This is a genomic window from Pandoraea pnomenusa (assembly GCF_040391475.1).
GTDB classification, from domain to species: Bacteria; Pseudomonadota; Gammaproteobacteria; order Burkholderiales; family Burkholderiaceae; genus Pandoraea; species Pandoraea pnomenusa_C.
The window spans coordinates 230,452-249,287 of sequence record NZ_JBEBXS010000001.1 but is presented as its reverse complement, the minus strand read 5'-3'; the positions used below and the strand labels follow the sequence as shown (position 1 = coordinate 249,287).

General features: G+C 65.6%; 16 protein-coding genes. 8 read left to right on the top strand and 8 right to left on the bottom strand.

Translation table 11 applies throughout. The features are described 5' to 3' along the window. Positions 1–30 precede the first annotated feature (30 nt). Positions 31–315: an acylphosphatase gene (locus ABWO90_RS01000; protein ID WP_353189335.1), complete on the top strand. Its 285-nt coding sequence runs from the start codon at positions 31–33 to the stop codon at positions 313–315. A gap of 175 nt (positions 316–490) precedes the next feature. Here the strand turns inward: ABWO90_RS01000 and ABWO90_RS00995 are convergent, their stop codons facing one another. Continuing rightward, positions 491–2,134 (bottom strand): methyl-accepting chemotaxis protein, encoded by a 1,644-nt coding sequence (locus tag ABWO90_RS00995; protein ID WP_353189334.1) that lies wholly within the window; start codon positions 2,132–2,134, stop codon positions 491–493. A gap of 488 nt (positions 2,135–2,622) precedes the next feature. On the opposite strand from ABWO90_RS00995, the gene ABWO90_RS00990 reads away from it, so the two are divergent. Next, on the top strand, positions 2,623–4,245 hold the full coding sequence (locus ABWO90_RS00990) for a sensor histidine kinase (protein WP_353189333.1): 1,623 nt from the start codon (positions 2,623–2,625) through the stop codon (positions 4,243–4,245). Here ABWO90_RS00990 and trhA read toward each other — a convergent pair. The 3 genes from trhA to ABWO90_RS00975 all read right to left on the bottom strand — a co-directional run bounded on the left by trhA (position 4,236) and on the right by ABWO90_RS00975 (position 6,120). Next, positions 4,236–4,901 (bottom strand): PAQR family membrane homeostasis protein TrhA, encoded by a 666-nt coding sequence (trhA, locus tag ABWO90_RS00985; protein WP_353189332.1) that lies wholly within the window; start codon positions 4,899–4,901, stop codon positions 4,236–4,238. The genes ABWO90_RS00990 and trhA overlap by 10 nt on opposite strands. 10 nt (positions 4,902–4,911) lie before the next feature. Beyond that, on the bottom strand, positions 4,912–5,469 hold the full coding sequence (locus ABWO90_RS00980) for a peroxiredoxin (protein ID WP_353189331.1): 558 nt from the start codon (positions 5,467–5,469) through the stop codon (positions 4,912–4,914). Positions 5,470–5,619: 150 nt separating this feature from the next. After that, positions 5,620–6,120: an Lrp/AsnC family transcriptional regulator gene (locus tag ABWO90_RS00975; RefSeq protein WP_353189330.1), complete on the bottom strand. Its 501-nt coding sequence runs from the start codon at positions 6,118–6,120 to the stop codon at positions 5,620–5,622. A gap of 171 nt (positions 6,121–6,291) precedes the next feature. On the opposite strand from ABWO90_RS00975, the gene ilvB reads away from it, so the two are divergent. From ilvB to astA, 6 genes are all read left to right on the top strand, one after another. Next, a complete protein-coding gene (gene ilvB / locus ABWO90_RS00970; protein ID WP_353189329.1) occupies positions 6,292–8,112 on the top strand; it encodes a biosynthetic-type acetolactate synthase large subunit in 1,821 nt (606 codons plus the stop codon). Positions 8,113–8,359: 247 nt separating this feature from the next. After that, complete coding sequence (locus ABWO90_RS00965) at positions 8,360–9,139, top strand: basic amino acid ABC transporter substrate-binding protein (RefSeq protein ID WP_353189328.1); 780 nt, start codon at positions 8,360–8,362, stop codon at positions 9,137–9,139. A gap of 150 nt (positions 9,140–9,289) precedes the next feature. Continuing rightward, positions 9,290–10,042, top strand: coding sequence for an amino acid ABC transporter permease (locus ABWO90_RS00960; RefSeq protein WP_353189327.1), 753 nt, complete (start codon positions 9,290–9,292; stop codon positions 10,040–10,042). Further along, on the top strand, positions 10,026–10,748 hold the full coding sequence (locus ABWO90_RS00955; RefSeq protein ID WP_353189326.1) for an amino acid ABC transporter ATP-binding protein: 723 nt from the start codon (positions 10,026–10,028) through the stop codon (positions 10,746–10,748). Before ABWO90_RS00960 ends, ABWO90_RS00955 begins: the two co-directional genes overlap by 17 nt. Positions 10,749–10,967: 219 nt before the next feature. After that, positions 10,968–12,209, top strand: coding sequence for an aspartate aminotransferase family protein (locus ABWO90_RS00950; RefSeq protein WP_353189325.1), 1,242 nt, complete (start codon positions 10,968–10,970; stop codon positions 12,207–12,209). 134 nt (positions 12,210–12,343) lie between these two features. Beyond that, the gene (astA, locus tag ABWO90_RS00945; RefSeq protein WP_353189324.1) at positions 12,344–13,492 is read left to right on the top strand and encodes an arginine N-succinyltransferase; all 1,149 of its coding nucleotides are present in this window, start codon (positions 12,344–12,346) and stop codon (positions 13,490–13,492) included. Positions 13,493–13,501: 9 nt separating this feature from the next. Here the strand turns inward: astA and ABWO90_RS00940 are convergent, their stop codons facing one another. From ABWO90_RS00940 to ABWO90_RS00925, 4 genes are all read right to left on the bottom strand, one after another. Further along, positions 13,502–14,470 (bottom strand): Csu type fimbrial protein, encoded by a 969-nt coding sequence (locus tag ABWO90_RS00940; protein ID WP_353189323.1) that lies wholly within the window; start codon positions 14,468–14,470, stop codon positions 13,502–13,504. A 23-nt stretch (positions 14,471–14,493) separates the two neighbouring features. Continuing rightward, a complete protein-coding gene (locus ABWO90_RS00935; protein ID WP_353189322.1) occupies positions 14,494–17,025 on the bottom strand; it encodes a fimbria/pilus outer membrane usher protein in 2,532 nt (843 codons plus the stop codon). A gap of 154 nt (positions 17,026–17,179) precedes the next feature. Continuing rightward, positions 17,180–17,935 carry a fimbrial biogenesis chaperone gene (locus ABWO90_RS00930; protein ID WP_353189321.1) on the bottom strand — a complete coding sequence of 252 codons (756 nt, stop codon included), beginning with the start codon at positions 17,933–17,935 and terminating at the stop codon, positions 17,180–17,182. Positions 17,936–17,950: 15 nt separating this feature from the next. After that, a complete protein-coding gene (locus ABWO90_RS00925; protein WP_353189320.1) occupies positions 17,951–18,478 on the bottom strand; it encodes a Csu type fimbrial protein in 528 nt (175 codons plus the stop codon). Between the last annotated feature and the right edge of the window lie 358 nt (positions 18,479–18,836).

The window sequence follows — 18,836 nt, the reverse complement described above, 5'->3', positions numbered from 1 at the left end:
CTTCAGACAGACATCACGGCAGGAGGGGCAATGACGGCAACGTGGCAAATCGTGGTGCACGGGTTGGTGCAGGGCGTTGGCTTCCGGGCCGCGTGCGTGGTCGAGGCACGCAAGATCGGGCTGGCCGGATGGGTGCGAAATCGGCGCGACGGGACCGTCGAGGCGATCGCGCAGGGCGAGGCCGACCAGTTGCTCGCGCTGTGCGAGTGGATGCGTGAGGGGCCGCCGGGGGCGCAGGTATCGTCTTGCGACGTGGATCGGGCGTGGGTGGCGGAAACGCCGCTCAAGGGCTTCGAGCAGCGCGCCAGTATTTGAGGGGCGTCGGGCGGGGGACACATCCCGTCAAGGACATGACCGTCCCGGGGACCGCCCCCTTTGCGCGCGACGTGACGTCAAAGGAGGCTGCCGGATGCCAGAGGCGAGAAACATCGAGATGCGGCGGGGGATCCCCGCCGGTTGAATGGCAGGCGCGCCGTGGCGCGCGGGGCGATCAGGCGGCGAGGGCGAGGGCGCCCGGTGCCGCCGTCAGCGTGGGCTCGCCGTGGCTGGAAGCCGGGGCGTACGACGCTTCGTGAGCAGACAGGCGGAACAGCGCGACCGACTCGCGCAAGCGGGCCGCCTGTGCTTCGAGTGCAGCGGCGGCAGCCGAGGCTTCTTCCACCAGCGCGGCGTTCTGCTGCGTCATTTCATCCATCTGTGTGACCGCGCGGTTGACTTGCTCGATGCCGCTTGATTGCTCGACGCTGGCCGCCGAGATCTCGCCCATGATGTCGGTCACGCGTTTGACCGACTGCACGACTTCCGTCATCGTCGCGCCCGCGCGCTCCACGAGGCGCGTGCCCGTCTCCACGCGATTGCCCGACGCTTCGATCAATCCCTTGATCTCCTTGGCGGCCGATGCGCTGCGTTGCGCCAGCGTGCGCACTTCGCCGGCGACCACTGCAAAGCCGCGCCCCTGTTCGCCTGCCCGCGCGGCCTCCACGGCGGCGTTCAGCGCCAGGATGTTCGTCTGGAAGGCGATGCCGTCGATCACCGTCAGGATATCGGTGACCTTCTGCGACGCATCGGCAATGTCACGCATGGTCGTCACGACTTCCTGCACCACCTCGCCGCCTCGCGAGGCAGTCTCCGATGCCGTCACGGCCAGTTGGCTGGCGGCACGCGCGTTCTCGGCGTTCTGCTTCACGACAGCAGTGAGCTCCTCCATGCTCGCAGCCGTCTGCTCCAGCGACGATGCTTGCGATTCGGTGCGCTGCGACAGGTTGGCGTTGCCGTCGGCGATCTCGCGGGCGCTGCCGTGAATGGCTTCCGTGCTTTCGCGCACGGTGCCGACGGTGCTCGCAAGGCCGTCGCGCATGCGTCCGAGGGCGCCGAAAAGCTGGCCCATCTCGTTGTTGGTGTGTTGTTCGACGCGTTGGCTCAGGTCCCCGGCAGCCATGCGTTCGAAATGGGTGATGACTTCGCGAATCGGACGCAACACGGCGCGAGCGAGCATTGCTCGGCCCCACAGGGCGAGCAGCAGCGCGGCGGCGAGCGTGGCGCCCAGGGCAATGCGCATGACGTTGTAACGCTGCTGGGCAGCGTCGAAGCGGGCCTTCTGCCGAGCCACCTGAATGTCCTGCAACTCGCGGATCAGCGTATCGACCGCGTTGTAGGCGGCCGGGGCGACGCGTGCCTGAATCTGGTGGAAGCCGGCCACGTCGCCTTGTTTCAGGGCGTTTTGCGCGGGCGTAATGACCTTGTCGAAGAACGCGCGGCGCTTCTCGTCGGCGGCCTTGGCGACCTCCGCTTCGTGCGCATCTTCTTTGGGACGATTCAGATAGTCCTTCCAAAGTGCGTCCGATGCGGCGACGTACTGCATGCCGCGCTTGAGCACTTTTTCGGATTCTTCCGGATCGGCGCCTAGGCTGACGTAGGACGCGTAGGTCGCCATGGACAAGCGGGTCCGCAGGATCTGCTCTCCGGTCCCCTTGAGTTCGGCCAGCGCGGGGGTGTCTTCCTCGGCCATCTTGCTGAGGGATTCGTTGCTCGAACTCAGCGCCTGAAGGCCCAGAACGCTGACGAGAACGAGTAATGCACCAAGCAAACCGAGGACCAGTGTCAGGCTGGTCCGAATCGTAATGTTCTTATACATATGGATCGATGGATTGAATGCCCGGGTCGCGAAGTGAGAGCGTGCGGCCTCCCCGCCGATCGGAGTGTGCAAAGCGGGGCATAGGGATTATCGGCAGATGAGAGGCAGAACTTGAGCCATTCGGTTCGGACGATTCCGAAAACTTTGTGTCTAGAAATGAAGATCGGAATTTGCGCACTCGCAGAAAGCCGGCAAAAGGCCAGACTTCGAGACTCTTCAGCTTTCCTCAGTACGCCGAAACGCGTGAATCGTGACGCGGCGTCAACGATGCGATGAATCTCGATAAATCCAATTCCCGGCGCGGGCATGCCGATACCGGGCGGCACGAAGAGGGTGTTTTGCCGCACGGGGCGACTGCGCCAGACGCGAATGCGTGGGCGCATGTCTGCGGAAATGAGCCCCGTAAAGGTCAGGCAAGGACCGGCGATTCGGATATCGGCACGTTTCGGCTTGCGTTGGTGCATGAGCTGCGCACGCCGCTTCAGATCATGTCGGGACATCTGGAGGCGCTGTTGGCACACGAAGCGTCGCCGGCCGCCGTGAGCGGCATGGTGCAGGAGGCCCGGCTGGCCCCCCGGGACCGTTTGCGTGCCATGCGGCATGTGCTGGATCTGGCGACCGGCGCGGTGGAAGACGTGCTCCGACTCGGGGACGGCGACGTTTCGCGGCTGTCGCTGCGTGAGGCCGTCTTCGAGGTTCGCGCCTGCCTCGATGAAGCGGTCGTCGCATTCGCGGGTGCCGCGCATTCGAAGGGGCTCTGCCTGACCTGCGACATTGCCCACGACGTGCCCGCGTTGCTGCATGGGGACGCCGTGCGATTGGGGCAGATTCTGCGCACGCTGCTGGACAACGCGTTGAAGTTCACCGCATGCGGCGGTGTTGCGGTGACGGTGTCGTGGCGCCGGGAGCACGCCGGGGCGGCCGCAGAGGACAGCGGTGGTGGCTCACCGTTGCATTCGCACAGCGCGTCGGGGGATGACGCCGCGCGAACTGGCCGGCTCGTGCTCTACGTCAGCGACACGGGACCGGGGATACCGGTCGGCATGGAGAACGCCGTTTTCGCGGCATTCGCCCGCGTGGATCGTTCGGTAGCGGGCAGCGGACTGGGGCTGTGGATCGCCCGGCAATGGGCGCAACGCATGCACGGCTCGCTCCGGGCGGAATCCCCCGCGTCCGGCGCGCGGTTCCGTTTGTCGGTGCCATTCCGCACGCCTGGCACGCCTGACAGGCCTGACACGGTTGGCGCGCAGGGCGCGATGCCGCCGAAAGTGCCGGTCGACGCGGCCGAACCCGTGCCGGTGCCCGTTGCGCACGTCGACGTGCGTCCGGGATTGCGCGCGCTGGTCGTGGACGATCACATCATGAATCGCGTGGTCGTGACGGAGCGCTTGTCGTCGCTGGGCTGCGTCGTCGATCAGGCGCAAGACCTCACGGAAGCGCTGTCACGCTGGGCGGTGGGCGATTACGACGTCGTGCTCACGGACGTTCAGCTCGGCGGTGCCTGCGGGCTGACGCTGGCCAGGGCGCTCGACGTGCTGTCGAAGGGACTGGGTCGGCCGCGCCCCGTCGTGTTCGCGCTGACGGGATCTGTCGTATCGGCGCGCCGCGCACGGGAGGCCGGCATCGATGAGGTGTTGACCAAGCCGGTGACGGGCCAGCGTCTTGCGCAGGTACTGGCAGTGCGATGGCCGGACGACGGGGTGGCGCCGGACAACGTCCCTCGCCCGCATGGGATATCGGCGTCACGCGACCTTATGGAACGCGCACGGCCGCCTGGGCCGTCAGCGTGGCCGACCGCCGAGGCGACGGGAGGGAAGCCGGTTCGTCAGCCATTGCGTGAGGACCCCTACGCGCGACGACTGATGCGGGAGGAAATGGCGAAAGATCTGGCGCGCTTCCGGCGGCTGGTCGGGCACGACCCCGATGCCGCGCAGCGGTTGCTGCACCGAATGCGCGGCGCCTGCCGGATGTTCGGCGATCCGGCGTTGACCGCCCGGTGCGACCGGCTCGCCGAGAAGCTGGCGAATTGTCGGCAGCGCCTTGGCTGGGCAAAACCGGCGGCAAATCCGGTCGCCGAACCAGTGACCGATCCTGCGGACGATCACAGATAGCGGCAGACGGCGAGGTAGTGGCAGGCGGTGCCGCCAATGGCGAAGAGGTGCCACACGAGATGGCCGAACTTGATGTGGCCGTCGAGCGAATAGAAGATCGCACCGACGGTGTACGCGGCACCTCCCGCGTAGAGCCATCCGGCCCCGGGCCCCGGGATGGCCGCGAGCACGGGGCCTGCCACCAGCACGGCCATCCAGCCCAGCCCGATGTAGAGCAACGTGGACACGAGTGGGCGGTCGAGCAGGCCGAACGCCTTTGCCAGCAGTCCGGCAATCGCCATCGTCCACACGCCGGTGAGCAGTGGCAGGCCCCACGGGTCGTGCAGGATCTTGATGGTGAAAGGGGTGTACGTGCCGGCAATGAAGAGAAAGATGGCGCAGTGGTCGACGCGCATGAACAAGCGCTTTGCCCGGCCATCGGGCAGCCCGTGATACAGCGCCGACGCCAGATACACGACCACCATCGTGACGGCGAACACACCGAGACCAATCTGCTGGACGGTGCTGGGCAGTGGCGGACGGGCGGCGCCGAACAGGAACGGAATGGCGGCCAGCGCCGCGAGGCAGGCAATGCCGTGACTGACGCTGTTGGCGAGCTCTTCGCTACGGGTTTGCGCGCGGGCCAACGCCTTTGCGCGGGATTCGGCGTTCAACATGCGCCCACCCTCAAGCAGGGTGGGACTTGCGCCACTGGCGCACGGCCTCCAGCGTGTTGGCGACATGCTTGTCGGGATCGAGGCTGACGTAGCTGTAGATCACCTTGCCGTCGGGCGCGATGACGTACGAGACGCGGTTGGCATAGTCAGGCTTGAGCGAGAGCACGGCGTCGTAGGCGCGCATGATGTGCTGATCGGTATCGGCGGCCACGGCAAACTTGCTGCGGCATTCCGAGACGGAGAATTTGTTGAGCGTATCGATGTTGTCGTGCGACACGCCGATCACGGTCGCCCCCATCGATTTGAAGGTGTCCGTGGCTTCGGCGAAGTCGTGGGCCTCGATGGTGCAGCCCTGCGTAAATGCCGCCGGATAGAAGTAGAGCACGACGGGGCCCTTCTTGAGGGCGTCGGCGAGCGAGAACGTGAAGACTTTACCGCCGAGCGAGGCCTGCGCCGAGAAGTCCGGTGCGGGCGCGCCATTCTTGAGCGCGGCGTGAGCGGGGATAAAGCACCAGGCCGTGATACCGACGATGGCAGCAGCGGCGGTCAGTCCGAACCAACGTTTCATGCGGGGCTCCCGGAGTGAATGATTAAGCATAGAGGCTTGCGATGACACTGTCCAACGCGCCGCCGTCATGTGTGGCGCGCGTATCACGATTCTCCAACCGGTCGGGCTGACGGGTCAGGCTCGTGCCAGGCAGCGGTCAGCGTGCTGTCATCACGTGCCGGGCGATGCAGTGAGGCCGCTCGCCGTAGCATTGCCAATGGGCAGCACCGTGGTCGATTTGATCTGCGACAGCGCGATCATCGAGTTCACCTCCTGCACCATGGGCAGTTGGGACAGGCGCTCGAAGAAGAAGCGCTCGTAGGCATCGACATCGCGCGTGACGATGCGAAGCAGGAAGTCAACGTTGCCCATGAGCACATGGCATTCGAGGACTTCGGGGAATTCCTGAATCGCCTTCGAAAATTCCGGCAGGGCGTTGCGGTTATGCCCGGCGAGCTTCACGTGCGCAAAGAGCATGACGTTCAGCCCGACCTTCTTCCGGTCGACAAGGGCTACACGCCGTTCGATGACGCCCTCCGCGTCGAGCCGGTCGATTCGTCGCCAGCATTGCGACTGCGAAAGTCCGATCCGCTCCCCAACCTGGGCCGCCGAAAGCGAGGCGTCTTCCTGCAGAATTGCGAGGATTTTTTCGTCGAATTCATCGAGGTGCATGATTTATTCCTCGAAAGCCTTGTATGGGAATGAATCATGTGAAATCGGAGGGAAATTGTCAACGATACGCGAAGCATTTACCGGCGAATTTCCGTAAGCTTGGTATCTATTAGGCGCATTTGCCGCAACAATCCGTCGCCGTTCGACGGAATCTGCAGGAAACACGAACCCATGAAACTCGACCTGACCTTGCCCGCCGCCGAAGCCGCGACCGGGGCCGTTGCCCAGCCCGTCGCCCCCTTGTCAGCCAAGGGTGCCGACCTCATTGCGCTTACGCTGGTCGAGATCGGTGTCGATACGGTGTTCTGCTATCCGGGCGGGGCCAACCTCGAAATGCTCGATGCGCTCTCGCGCGTGGCGATCACGCTGGTGCGTACCGAGCATGAACAGGGCTCGGTCTTCGGTGCGCAGGGTTACGCCCGCGCCACGGGCAAGCTCGGCGTCTGTCTTGCCACTTCTGGGCCGGGGGCCACCAACCTTGTGACCGGCATCGCCGACGCCGCCAGCGATTCGGTGCCCGTGCTGGCCATTACCGGTAACGTCGCCACCCATTGGCTCGGCAAGAATGCGTTTCAGGAAGTCGACATCGTCGCCATCACCAAGCCGGTGACGAAGCTCGCGCGCCAGGTGCGCGAGGCACGCGATATTCCGGCGGCGCTGCGCGAAGCCGCAGCGTGCGCGCTGGCCGGCCGTCCCGGTCCGGTGCTGCTCGACTTTCCGAAGGATATCCAGCAGGCGCGCCCGGACCAGCCCACCGACAAGCGTTTCACCGCGCCGGTCCCGGCAGGCATGAGCGACGAGACGGCCCAGCGCATCGCCGCGCTGCTGGCACAGAGCGAGCGCCCGGTGATCTATGCCGGAGGCGGTGTAATCGCGTCGGGCACCGGCGCACGGCTCGCGGCGCTTGCCGAGGCACTCGATTGCCCGGTGGCGCTCACCATGATGGGGTTGGGCGCGATGCCAGACGACCATCCGCTGTTCCTCGGCCCGCTCGGCATGCACGGCGCCTATGCGGCAAACGTCGCCGTCAACGAAGCCGACCTCGTGCTGGCGCTCGGCGTGCGCTTCGACGACCGGGTGATCGGCGACCCGGCGTCGTTCGCGCGCCACGCGAAAATCGTGCATATCGATGTGGATGCTGCGGAGATCGGCAAGAACAAGCCAGTCACGCTCGGCGTGCACGCGGATCTGCGCGATGCGTTCGCCGGGCTGCTCGCTCACGCGAAGCGTCGTGACGTGCCGCAGTGGCATGCCTACCTGCGAGAACGTCGCGAGGCGCATCCGTTGCGCGCGCCGGCACCGACGTCGACCGATGCCCCCGGTGTGCTCACGGGTGTCGACGTCATTGCTGCACTGGCGGCGCTGTTGCCCCCCGAGGCGGTCGTGACCACGGGCGTCGGCCAGCATCAGATGTGGGCCATGCAGCATCTGCGCCTGCGTGCGCCGCGTACCTTCCTGTCGAGTGCGGGCTTCGGCACGATGGGCTTCGGCCTGCCCGCCGCCATCGGCGCCAAGGTCGCGTTGCCTGACGTGCCCGTGATCGATATCGACGGCGATGGCAGCCTGAACATGTCCGTCAATGAACTTTCCACGTGCCGTCGCTATGGTCTGGGCGTCAAGGTGCTGGTCATCAACAATCAATGGCTGGGCATGGTTCGGCAGTGGCAGGACATGATCTACGCGCGCAATCGTGTGGCGTCGTCGCTGGTGGATCCGAGCGCGCCCGACGGTGCCGACGACGGCCGTCCGTACCCGGATTTCGTCACGATTGCGGCGGGTTACGGGGTGGCCGGAGCGCGCGTCACGCGTGCCGACGAGCTGCCTGCGGCGCTCGCGCGCATGCTGGCAGACCCGAGCGAGCCGTATCTGCTCGACGTGCTCGTGGCGCGCGAAGACGACGTCTATCCGATGATTCCCGCAGGCAAGACCTATCGGGACGTCGTTTTCGGTCCGGGCCAGGCAGCAGGACCGATCGCTGCGGGCGCATTCTGAGGTTATGCTCGCCCGGCAGGCGACAGGCGACAGGCGACAGGCGACAGGCGACAGGCGGCAGGCGGCAGGCGCGGCGGATCGGGGCACGATGCCAAACCGCGCCAGCCTTTGATTCCCATCCATTGAGAATTGCTGCGCTCGTCGCGAGATCGCAACGGCAAAACCCGCTCCGGCGGGTTTTTTTCGTTTCCCTGACGCCGAGGAGTATCATTGCGCTCTTTCAAGAATTCTCGCCAAGGAAATCAACATGTTGACGAAGCGCCTCGTGCTGGCTGCCGCCTGTTTTCTGACGACATTCGCCGCGGTGCCTGCCGCGCAGGCCGCTGATCCCACGTACACCGTGGGCGCGGGCGGCACGTATCGTCCGTTCGAGTTCGAAACGCCGCAGAAGGAACTCGTCGGCTTCGATATCGACGTCATCAAGGCAATCGGCAAGGCGGGCGGTTTCAACGTGAAGCTGATCAGCACGCCGTGGGAAGGTATCTTCGCCACGCTTGACCAGGGCGATCGCGACATCATCATTTCCGGCATCACCATTACCGACAAGCGTCGCGAAATGGTCGACTTCTCGGCGCCGTACTTCCCGGCCGATCAGGTCATCATCACCTCGCCGGGCGCCAAGGTCACCGGTCTGACCGACCTGAAGAAGCTGCAGGTGGGCGTGGTCAACTCCAGCACGGGTGACATCTCCGTGTCGGAGGAACTGGGCCGCGCAAGCACCTCGATCCGCCGCTTCGACAACACGCCGCTCATGCTCGAAGAGCTGTATCGCGGTGGTGTTGACGCTGCCGTGGGCGACGTCGGCGTGATCAAGTTCTACATCAAGAGCCACCCGGAAAAGCCGTTCAAGCTGGTCTACGACAACAAGTTCAAGCGTCAGTACTTCGGCATTGCCGTGAAGAAGGGCAACAAGGTCGCGCTCGACAAGATCAACACGGGTCTGAAGAAGATCGTGGCCGACGGCACCTATGCCAAGATCTACAAGCAGTGGTTCGACGCCGATGTGCCGACGCTGCCGCAACAATAAGCAACGCGTGTAAGATTCGCGCCACGCGCGCCAGGAATCTGGCCTCTCGCGGCCCGTGAGCTGACCGTCGACTCCCGACGTCAACCCCCGGGCCGCGAGCGTTTTTCTGCCGGGCAGCCGGTTTGTTTCATTTTGTGAGAAAGGTGCTTCATGGGTGGGTTCCAGTGGAACATCATCAGCGAGTACATGCCCCTGTTTGTCGAGGGCACGCTGATGACGCTCAAGTGCACGGTGATCTGCGTGATCGCCGGTACGCTACTTGGGCTCGTGCTTGGCGTTGGCCGTCTGGCCGAGGCGCGTCACGGTTTCTACAAGTATTTCCTTCGCTACGCGGTTCAGTACCCCGTACGCTTCTACGTCAGCTTCTTCCGTGGCACGCCGCTGTTCGTTCAGATTCTGCTGATCCACTTCGCGCTGATGCCGGTGCTGATCAATCCCTCGGAAGGGCTGCTCATCAGCGGCGATCTCGCGCGCGAGATCCGTTCGCAGTACGGCGCATTCATGTCGGCGGTGCTGGCCATTTCGCTCAACGCCGGTGCGTACGTCTCCGAAATCTTCCGCGCGGGGATTCAGTCGATCGATCGCGGTCAGGCCGAGGCGGCCCGCTCGTTGGGCATGACGTACATGCAGACCCTGCGCAAGGTGGTGCTGCCGCAGGCGTTCCGTCGCATGCTGCCGCCGCTGGGTAATAACGCCATCGCGATCGTGAAGGACTCGTCGCTGGCGTCGGCTATCGGCCTGGCGGAACTGGCCTACGCCGCACGTACCGTCTCCGGGGCGTATGCGCGTTACTGGGAGCCGTATCTGACGATTTCGCTCATCTACTGGGTGATCACGCTGGTGCTGTCGGCATTTGTTCAACATCTGGAAACGAGGTACGGCAAAGGTGATCGTCGTCAATAACCTGCAGAAGCAGTACGGCGATGCGCACGTACTGCGCGGCATTTCCTGCCGCATCGAAGAGAAGGAAGTCGTGTGCGTGATCGGGCCGTCGGGCTCGGGCAAGAGCACCTTCCTGCGCTGCCTGAATGGTCTCGAAGAGATCAGCGGCGGTGAAGTGCTCGTGAACGGCTTCCATGTGGAAGATCCGAAAACCGACATGAACGCCATGCGCGCGAGCGTGGGCATGGTGTTCCAGCGCTTCAACCTGTTCCCGCACATGTCGGTGCTGGAGAACCTGATTCTCGCGCCGATGCAGGTCAACGGAATCAAGCGCGCCGAGGCCGTGACCATCGCCGAGCAACTGCTGCGCAAGGTCGGGCTGATCGACAAGATCGACGCCTTCCCGAACCAGCTCTCGGGCGGCCAGCAGCAACGCGTGGCCATTGCCCGTGCGCTCGCGATGAAGCCGACGGTGATGCTGTTCGACGAACCGACCTCGGCACTCGATCCGGAACTCGTGGGCGAAGTGCTGGAAGTCATGAAGTCGCTCGCCGGGGAAGGCATGACGATGGTCGTGGTGACGCACGAAATGGGTTTTGCCCGTGAAGTCGCCGACCGCGTCTTCTTCATCGATCAGGGCGTAATCATGGAAGAAGGCCATCCGGAACAGATCTTCTCGGCACCGAAGCACGAACGCACGCGAGAATTCTTGCGCAAAGTGCTGTAATTCTCGCCATTGGCATGCGCGCGGAGGTATATCCGCGCGCCGCATCTGATTACAATGCGAGGGTACGCGCGTCGAGTGCCCGAGGGTGGCGGCGCGAGCACGAGAATTCCGCCGGCGCCCTGTGCCCCCAGCCAGGTTTATTTCACACGCAGCGACCCGCCTTCATTGCCCGGGCCTGCACCGCAATCGCAGATTGCACTCCGATTTCACGAGGTAGTCATGAGCCAGCCAATCGCTGTGACCCGCCAGACGTTCGACGACGTGATGGTGCCCAATTACGCTCCCGCCCAGATGGTGCCCGTGCGCGGCGAAGGCTCGCGCATGTGGGACCAGCAGGGTCGTGAGTATGTCGACTTCACCGGCGGGATCGCGGTCAACGCGCTCGGCCACGCCAATCCGGAACTGGTGAAGGTCATCGAGGAGCAGGCACGCAAGGTCTGGCACATCGGCAACGGTTACACCAACGAGCCGGTGCTGCGTCTGGCCAAGGCGCTGACCGAAGCGACCTTCGCCGACAAGGCGTTCTTCTGCAATTCGGGTCTCGAAGCGAACGAGGCCGCGCTCAAGCTCGCGCGCCGTTACGCCTACGACCACGCCGCCGATCGCGGCGGTAAGGAAAAGAGCGAGATCATCTCGTTCTACAACTCGTTCCACGGCCGCTCGCTGTTCACCGTGAGCGTGGGCGGTCAGGCGAAGTACACGGAAGGTTTCGGTCCGATCCCGGCCGGCATCATGCACCTGCCGTACAACGACCTGAAGACCGCCGAAGCCACGATTTCGGACGCCACGGCTGCCGTCATCGTCGAGCCGGTGCAGGGCGAGGGCGGTGTGCTGCCCGCCGATCCGGCGTTCCTGAAGGGCCTGCGTGCCCTGTGCGACAAGCACGGCGCGCTGCTGATTTTCGACGAAGTGCAAACCGGCGTGGGTCGCACCGGCACGCTTTACGCCTACGAGCAATACGGCGTCACGCCGGACATCCTGACGACGGCAAAGGCGCTGGGTAATGGCTATCCGATCGGCGGCATTCTGACCACGAGCAAGATCGCCGCGAGCTTCTCGCCGGGCACCCACGGTTGCACGTACGGCGGCAATCCGTTGGCCACGGCGATCGCCGGGCGCGTGCTCGAGCTGATCAACACGGCCGAAACGCTGAACGGCGTGAAGTCGCGTCATGACCATTTCATCAAGGGCATCGAAGCGATCAACGCGCGTCATGGCGTGTTCGCGCAAGTGCGCGGCATGGGCCTGCTGATCGGCGCCGTGCTCAAGCCGGAGTTTGCCGGTCGCGCCAAGGACATCGTCGCGGAAGCCGAGAAGAACGGCCTGATGCTGCTGGTGGCCGGTGGCGACGTGGTGCGCTTCGCGCCGTCGCTCAACATTCCGTTCGCCGACATCGATGCGGGTCTTGCGTCGCTGGAAAAGGCAGTGGCAACGGTCGCCGCGACGGCAAAGGCGGCCTGAACGGCGCCCGACACGACGACTTGAGCCAACCTGAGCCCCCGATGCTCGGGATCACGGGCCGGACCGGCGGATGACGCTGCTCCGGCCCTTGTTTCACCTGCGGTCTCGTTTCTCTCTCTTCGCCGGACTCGCCCATGACCCGCCAACCGAAAATGACCACGCAGTCCCGAGTGCCGGCCGGCATACCCGAATCGACGACCGACGAGGCGTCGACGTCGCTCCGCGTGGTCCGGCTCGCGCATCCGGGCGATTTGCCGGCATTGCTGAAGCTCGCGGCGCTGGCGGGGCCGGGCATGACGTCGTTCAAGCCCGATCAGGCGGCGCTGGAGGCGCGTCTGGCCCGGGTGGCGGCGACGCTTGAAGGACACGCGCCCACGGCCGAGCAAGGGTATCTGTTCGTGATGGAAGACGTGGCCTCGGGCGAGATCGCTGGCGTGTGCGGCCTCGAGGCCGCGGTGGGATTGGACCAGCCGTTCTACACGTATCGGAAGGACACGATCGTGCACGCCAGCCGCGAGTTGAGCGTGTGGTCGCGCATGCTCACGCTCTCGCTCTCCAACGACCTGACGGGCTACAGCGAACTCTGTTCGTTGCTGCTCGATCCGGCATGGCGGGGTCACGGCAATGGCGCGCTGTTGTCGAAGGCGCGTTTCCTGTTCATGGCGCAGTTTCCCGAGCGTTTTGGCCCGCACGTCTGCGCCGAGCTGCGCGGTTTCTTCGACGACGACGGCCAGAGCCCGTTCTGGCAGTCGCTCGGGCAGCACTTCTTCAAGATCGACTTCGATCAGGCGGATTACCTGACTTCGGTCGGAAAGAAGTCGTTCGTCGCCGAGTTGATGCCGAAGTATCCGATCTATGTCGACTTCCTGTCGCCGCAGGCGCAGGCTGCAATCGGCGTAACACATCGCGACACGTTGCCCGCGCGGCGTCTGCTGGAGCAGGAAGGCATGCGCTCCGGCGCACACGTCGACATCTTCGACAGCGGCCCGGTGCTCGAAGCTCGGGTGGCCGACCTTCGCGCTGCGCGTGACAGTCGGTATCTGAGCGTGAACGTGGCGGCGGATGCCGGGGACGGCACTGTGGCGCCCGCGCCGGCTGCCAATGCGGAACCTTACCTCGTTGCGTGTCTCGGCCTGGAGGGCTTTCGCGCGACGTTGGTCACAGGGCGCCCCGAGCGTCGGGCGTTCACGCTTGACCCGCAAGCGGCGCAAGCGCTCGGCGTGAAGCAGGGCGATCGCATTCAGGTGCTGCCGCTCAAGCCACCGCGTGCCGAGGCGGTCTGACGTGCGCGCTCAGAACTGAATCGTCGCGGTGACCGCGTCGGTGTAGACGCCCGGTGCGGGCGTTGACTGCGCGGGCACGCGCGCGTAGATCGGAATGGACTGAACGTGTCCGGAGCCGACGCCTGTGAGTTGCGACGTACCCGCCGTACCGTCCCCCCAGATCGTGGTGTAGCCGCCGTCGAGATACAGCTGATAGTTGACGCTGCTTCCCGTGAGGCCCGTCATGCGGCGTGCCGCGACGGTGCCCTGCAAGCCGCCGGACAGGCTGACGCGGAAGGCATCGTTATTCGTGCATTGCACGCTCAGTTGCCCGCTGCCTGCGACGGCATTGGTGAGCGTCGATTGCGAGGCGAACGTAATGTCGGTGGCGGCGATGGTGCAATTGTTGATGACCGTCACGTTCGTGGTGAACGGCGTGCCGGGTACCACGGTCATGGCGGTGCCGCACGCGGGCGCGGGGGCGAGCAGTCCATACGACGCGTATTGCAACGACGTGTCGGCCGCGCTGAAGGTTCTCGAATAGACCGTATTGCCGTTGCCCGCCGTGGGTACCGTGGGCTGCGCCGAAGCGATCCTCGCGTAGAAGCTGACGTTCTGTGTCAGCGAACCGCCCAGCAACGGGCTTGTCATCGTGATCGAGATCACGTTGCCCGGGCTGCGGCCCCACGCGTTCCCATAGGTCGCATCGGTGAAGAGTCCGAAATTGATCGCATTGCCCGCGTTGGTGAGGGTGAGCGGCTGCGTGGCGTTGAGGGCCAGGCAGAGCTTGACGTTCGGGTTGGCGCCCAGCACTGGCCAGTTGCAGGTCACGGGGAGGGTGCCCGTGGCGTTGAGCGCCGCGCCGGAGATCGGGCTGAACGCGGGAAACGCGAGCGTCGGTGTGCCGAGCGAGCAGGTCTGTGCCGCTGCGGGGGCGCTGATGGCGCCTGCGGCAACGAGCGTGGCGGCACCTGCGAACCGCCGGCAGCGCCGGGGCATTGGCGAGCACTGCCTGCCGCGCGTCATGACCGATCCGCCGTCGGTGCGCCCGAGGGTCGGGGCGAGGGCCCGCGCGCAGGTTCGCGGGCGGCGGGCTGGTCGTCGGCAAGCGTGCCGAATGCCACGCATTCCAATGGACCGATGCGCGCGATCTCGCCGTGTGGCGGTGGCGCCCAATCGAAGGACGCGAGGCATCGCTGCCTGCCTTCGTGTGCCTCGAGTGTGTTGCGCATGCCGAGGTCGTCGATGAACACCTGGCCGTCGTAGCCGACGACCGTCACGAATCCGCTTTGCACATGTCGCACTGCGGTCCCGGGAGGCAACGGCTCCCCCTGCGCGCCGACGAGCGTGACAAGTGCCGCGCGATAGCGACGAACGGGAAAGCGCACCAGCACGCCGCTGCCGGCCTGCGGGGCAATGCGTCGTTCCGTCGTGGTGACTTCCAGATCGGCGGGCAGATGCATCGGGTCGATGCCGATGCGCGTGGCCTCGAAACCGTTCAGGTCGGGCACGAGATAGTACCCGCGCGCGTCGGTGCGGCCGACGGGCACCGCTTCGCGCAAGACGGGCACGGCGGACTGGCCGTCGGTACTCACCAGCGCGAAGGCATCGTACGTGCGTCGCGTGGCGTGCACGCTGTTGTCCATGACGACGACGGCCCCGGTCATGCCGAGGGCTGCCCCGGACTGACGCCCGACCTGTTGCGCGAGCGCGGACACCTGACCGTGGCGTCCCAGGTACTGCACCTCGCCTTGTGCGGTGTTCCGCGAGAAGGCACGTCCGCCGAGCACCTGCCAGCCCCATCCGCCGTTGTAGTCCGGGGCCCGGCTCGCGCCCACCCACGCCTGCGTCTGACCGTCTTGCTGCGAGAGCGACGCGGTGCCCAGTGCGTTGCCGCCGAGCAGCACACTGAGCATGGCGAAGACACCGTGGATGCCACGTCGCGCGAAATCGCGAAAGCCGCCGACGGAGAGCATGCCGCGCGTACCGGCGGGCAACGTGAGGCTCGCCGACAGCACACGCGTGGCCGGTTGGCCTGGCGAACGTTGCGAGAACCAGGCGAGCGACGCGGCGCTCGCGCGGGCGAACGGAACGGAAACGCTGATGCGGTCGCTGGCTCGTGGCACGGGCACGCCGTCGAGCGTGGCGATATCGCGGAAGCGTCCGGCAGTGCGAATGAACTGGGCGTCGAAGCTCAGGCGCCGCGCAATGTACTGGTAGCCCGCGCTGGCCTGCATGCCGCTGCCACGTCCGCTCGACGCTGCCGCAGAAACACTCACGACACCGGCGCGGCCGATGGCGAAAAGGGCGCCCGCACCGCCGAGTGCAAGGCGACGCCCGGCCTGTGCCTGCGCTTCCACGGTGAGCGTGTCCGTCGCGCCATAGCGTGCGGCGACCGAAGCCACGGGATGGCGCCGATAGGCGAACGAGCGTACGCCGTAATCGTCGCGAGGCAATCCCGCCTCCAGGGAGAAACTGGACAGGCCTCGCGCCAGCAGGCGCGGATCGATATACAGGGGCACGGTCGTGATCTGCTCGCGGCCAAGGGCGTCGCGCGTCACCACGCTGGCCTGCAAGTCTCCGGTCAGCCCCGGCGCTTCCTGAATCACGAACGGGCCCGGCGGCACGCGGCCGCCCATGCGGCGCACACCGTCGAGATACAGGTCGACCGACGACGGCACGACGGCGCTGCCATGCAACGCCGGAACCGGAAACGTCACCAGGTCCGGACGCAGGCTGAAGTTACGGCGCCATTGCAGCCCGGCGATGCGCAGGGAGCGCGTCCACGAAAGCGATCCGGTGATGAGATCGCCGGCCGTCCAACTGGTCAGGCGCGCGGGGTCGTCGTGCTGCCACCACGTGTCGTAGCGACGATAGTCACGCCGCCATCGGGAATGTTCGGCAAGACCGGTCTGACGCAGCGTGCCGCCCGGCCAGAATGCGCGCACTTCACTCCAGATTGCGGCGCGGGTGAACCGGTCGCGCTGCACGAAACCGTCGTAGTTCACGATCACGCCGTGGCTTGCCGTGGCGTTCACGACGACCGGCGGCGGCGTGCCGAGTGCGAAGGGCGCGAGCCACGCGTCGTCGGCCTTGAGGTCGAGGGTCTGCGTTGCGGCGTCGTACGTGGCGCGGACACCGTCGAGCGCGTCGAGCGCCACTTCGGTGGTGTCGCCGGAAGGCAGTGCGGCCGATGTCAGACCCAGGGCACGCAGATCGCCTGCGCGGACGAACCAGCGTCCGTGACGTCGCGTGAAGGGTGCGATGCGGCCTGTCGGCTCGCCATTGATGACGACGTCCAGCACATAGGGCCCGTCAAGCCGCAAGGCCTCGCTTGTGCGTATCGCTTGCGGCGCTGAGCCCGGCGACGCCGCCAACGCACCGTCGTCGAACCAGGCAGTGCCGGAGGCGGGATTCGATGGCTGCCGCGCCGCGTAGGCGTCTCGACCGGGGCCGGATGTCGACGTCCGGGGCGATGGGGCAGGCCCTGCGGTCGCCGACGACGTGGCGTGTGTGCGTGCCGTTTCGCCGGCAAGGGGGGCAGTGAGCGTCATGGATGTGACGACGGCCATGAGGGCGGCGCCGGCCATCGCACGCCGCCATCCGGCTGCGGCCCGCGTGCGCGAATGCTTGCGGAAAGACTGGCGGTCACCGCCGGCGTTTGGCGTTGCTGCGGCGCGGTGCAGTGGGCGGCGAAGCGGTGCACCGTTAACGCTCGGCATCCGGCACTTCGTCGGCGGCGAAGCGCATCGGGACAGTGTCAATGCGCGACTCTACGGTGAAGGGCGCAAGGGGCGGCGCCCCCGAGGGCCAGCGTACGGCGAAGCGGCGCGTCTGGCCGGCGAGTACGTAGCCGAGCAATCCCCGGCTCAGCTCGACGTTTCGGCCCGTGGCGTCGCGCACGTTCGTGGCCCCCAACTGGGCATGCCGGTCGCCGTTGTTGCGTACCTCCAGCGCGCCCGTGTTCGTGTCGACGCCGAAGTGCAGCGCTGGCGCACTCGCCTGTTCAGCCTGAACGAAAACGGGAAGCGAATAACGCAGCCGGATCGATACCCCTTCACCGCGCGGCGCGTCGAGCGGCGGCAACTCGTCGACCAGCAGCCGGTAGCTGCGTTCCTGCCGTGCGGGCGGTCTGGCCACATGCACGAGACGCACGATCTGTCGCTCGCCGGGTGCTATGCGCACGATGGGCGGGCTCGCGATGAGGTCGTCGGTCGGCGCGAGGACGTTGGCGCCATGATCTTGTGTCCACGCATACAGCCGTAATTGGCCGTGAATCGGCGCGTCGCCGGAATTGCCGAGCGTGAGCGTGGTAGCCGGTTGCGCGGGCGGAAGATTGACAATGACCGGCGAGACTTGCAGGGTCGCCGCATTGCCGAGTGTCACGCAGCGTAGAAGCAGCGCGACGAGCACGCCGTAGTACGCGTACGCGGTAAGACGGTGGGCAGGTCTGTTGGCGCGCATGATCGATCCTGCGCCTCAGAAATAGACGGTCGCCGTAACCGTTGACGAGTAGACGTCCGGTGTCGGCATGGTGGCCGATAGCGTGGCCTGTCCGTAGACCGTGTAGGTCTTTGCGACGCCGCTGCCCGAGTCGCCGAGCGTGTTGCTGCCCTGCGTGTTGCCCCAAGGCGTGGCGTAACTGGCGTCCTGATACAGGCCGAACGGAATCGTCGTGGTGTTGCCGGTGATCGTGCCGGCGAGCAGACGATTGGTCTCGGTGGAGTTCGGCACGGTGCCGGCGTTCAGGCCGATGTTGTACCCCGTCGACGTCGTGCATATGACGGTCAGTGACGACGTGCTCGACACCGGACCTGACGCCGATCCCTGGACGGCGTTGAACGTCATGGGGGTGGCCGCAATCGTGCAGCCGGGCAGTATCGTCAATTGCACCCGCATCTGGGCCGTGGCAGAGCCGTTGGTGTAGACGGCCGCCTGCGTGGGGACGGTCTGGCTCATCAGGCAGACCATGCCCGAGACGGTGAGACTGAGCAGTGATCGGTTCATTGTTACACTCCTTTGGAGTCCTATTTGAAAATCGAATGGCTCGACCGACGGTAATGGACGACGACTGCGTAGCTCATGACGGGAATCTCGCTGTCCGTAGACGCTTTCTGCGTAGTTTAGGAAGGCAATCGCCTGAAACGCGGGACTGCATTAATCTTTCGGAATCGTCCTAGTCGTAGATTGGGGCGCGCGGCGTGGGGCGGTGCGTACCTACGCGCAAAGCGCATGTTTTTCATGAACGCAGTGCGCATGGGGTGGTCGTGTTGCGGTGATGTGCTATCGGTATGTGACGCCATGACGCAGCGTCAGTGGGCCGAGTGGCTCGATCGGCTGGAGGAGGTGGTCTGAAAGCGCGCAG

What these genes read in the sequence shown, in the direction of transcription:
- trhA (WP_353189332.1), bottom strand. Translation starts at nt 4,901, where the DNA reads ATGTTGAACGCCGAATCCCGCGCAAAGGCGTTGGCCCGCGCGCAAACC.
- ABWO90_RS00950 (WP_353189325.1), top strand. Translation starts at nt 10,968, where the DNA reads ATGAGCCAGCCAATCGCTGTGACCCGCCAGACGTTCGACGACGTGATG.
- ABWO90_RS00930 (WP_353189321.1), bottom strand. Translation starts at nt 17,935, where the DNA reads ATGCGCGCCAACAGACCTGCCCACCGTCTTACCGCGTACGCGTACTAC.
- ABWO90_RS00990 (WP_353189333.1), top strand. Translation starts at nt 2,623, where the DNA reads ATGTCGGGACATCTGGAGGCGCTGTTGGCACACGAAGCGTCGCCGGCC.
- ABWO90_RS00940 (WP_353189323.1), bottom strand. Translation starts at nt 14,470, where the DNA reads ATGCCCCGGCGCTGCCGGCGGTTCGCAGGTGCCGCCACGCTCGTTGCC.
- ABWO90_RS00980 (WP_353189331.1), bottom strand. Translation starts at nt 5,469, where the DNA reads ATGAAACGTTGGTTCGGACTGACCGCCGCTGCTGCCATCGTCGGTATC.
- ABWO90_RS01000 (WP_353189335.1), top strand. Translation starts at nt 31, where the DNA reads ATGACGGCAACGTGGCAAATCGTGGTGCACGGGTTGGTGCAGGGCGTT.
- ABWO90_RS00965 (WP_353189328.1), top strand. Translation starts at nt 8,360, where the DNA reads ATGTTGACGAAGCGCCTCGTGCTGGCTGCCGCCTGTTTTCTGACGACA.
- ABWO90_RS00935 (WP_353189322.1), bottom strand. Translation starts at nt 17,025, where the DNA reads ATGACGCTCACTGCCCCCCTTGCCGGCGAAACGGCACGCACACACGCC.
- ABWO90_RS00960 (WP_353189327.1), top strand. Translation starts at nt 9,290, where the DNA reads ATGGGTGGGTTCCAGTGGAACATCATCAGCGAGTACATGCCCCTGTTT.
- ilvB (WP_353189329.1), top strand. Translation starts at nt 6,292, where the DNA reads ATGAAACTCGACCTGACCTTGCCCGCCGCCGAAGCCGCGACCGGGGCC.
- ABWO90_RS00975 (WP_353189330.1), bottom strand. Translation starts at nt 6,120, where the DNA reads ATGCACCTCGATGAATTCGACGAAAAAATCCTCGCAATTCTGCAGGAA.
- ABWO90_RS00925 (WP_353189320.1), bottom strand. Translation starts at nt 18,478, where the DNA reads ATGAACCGATCACTGCTCAGTCTCACCGTCTCGGGCATGGTCTGCCTG.
- ABWO90_RS00995 (WP_353189334.1), bottom strand. Translation starts at nt 2,134, where the DNA reads ATGTATAAGAACATTACGATTCGGACCAGCCTGACACTGGTCCTCGGT.
- astA (WP_353189324.1), top strand. Translation starts at nt 12,344, where the DNA reads ATGACCCGCCAACCGAAAATGACCACGCAGTCCCGAGTGCCGGCCGGC.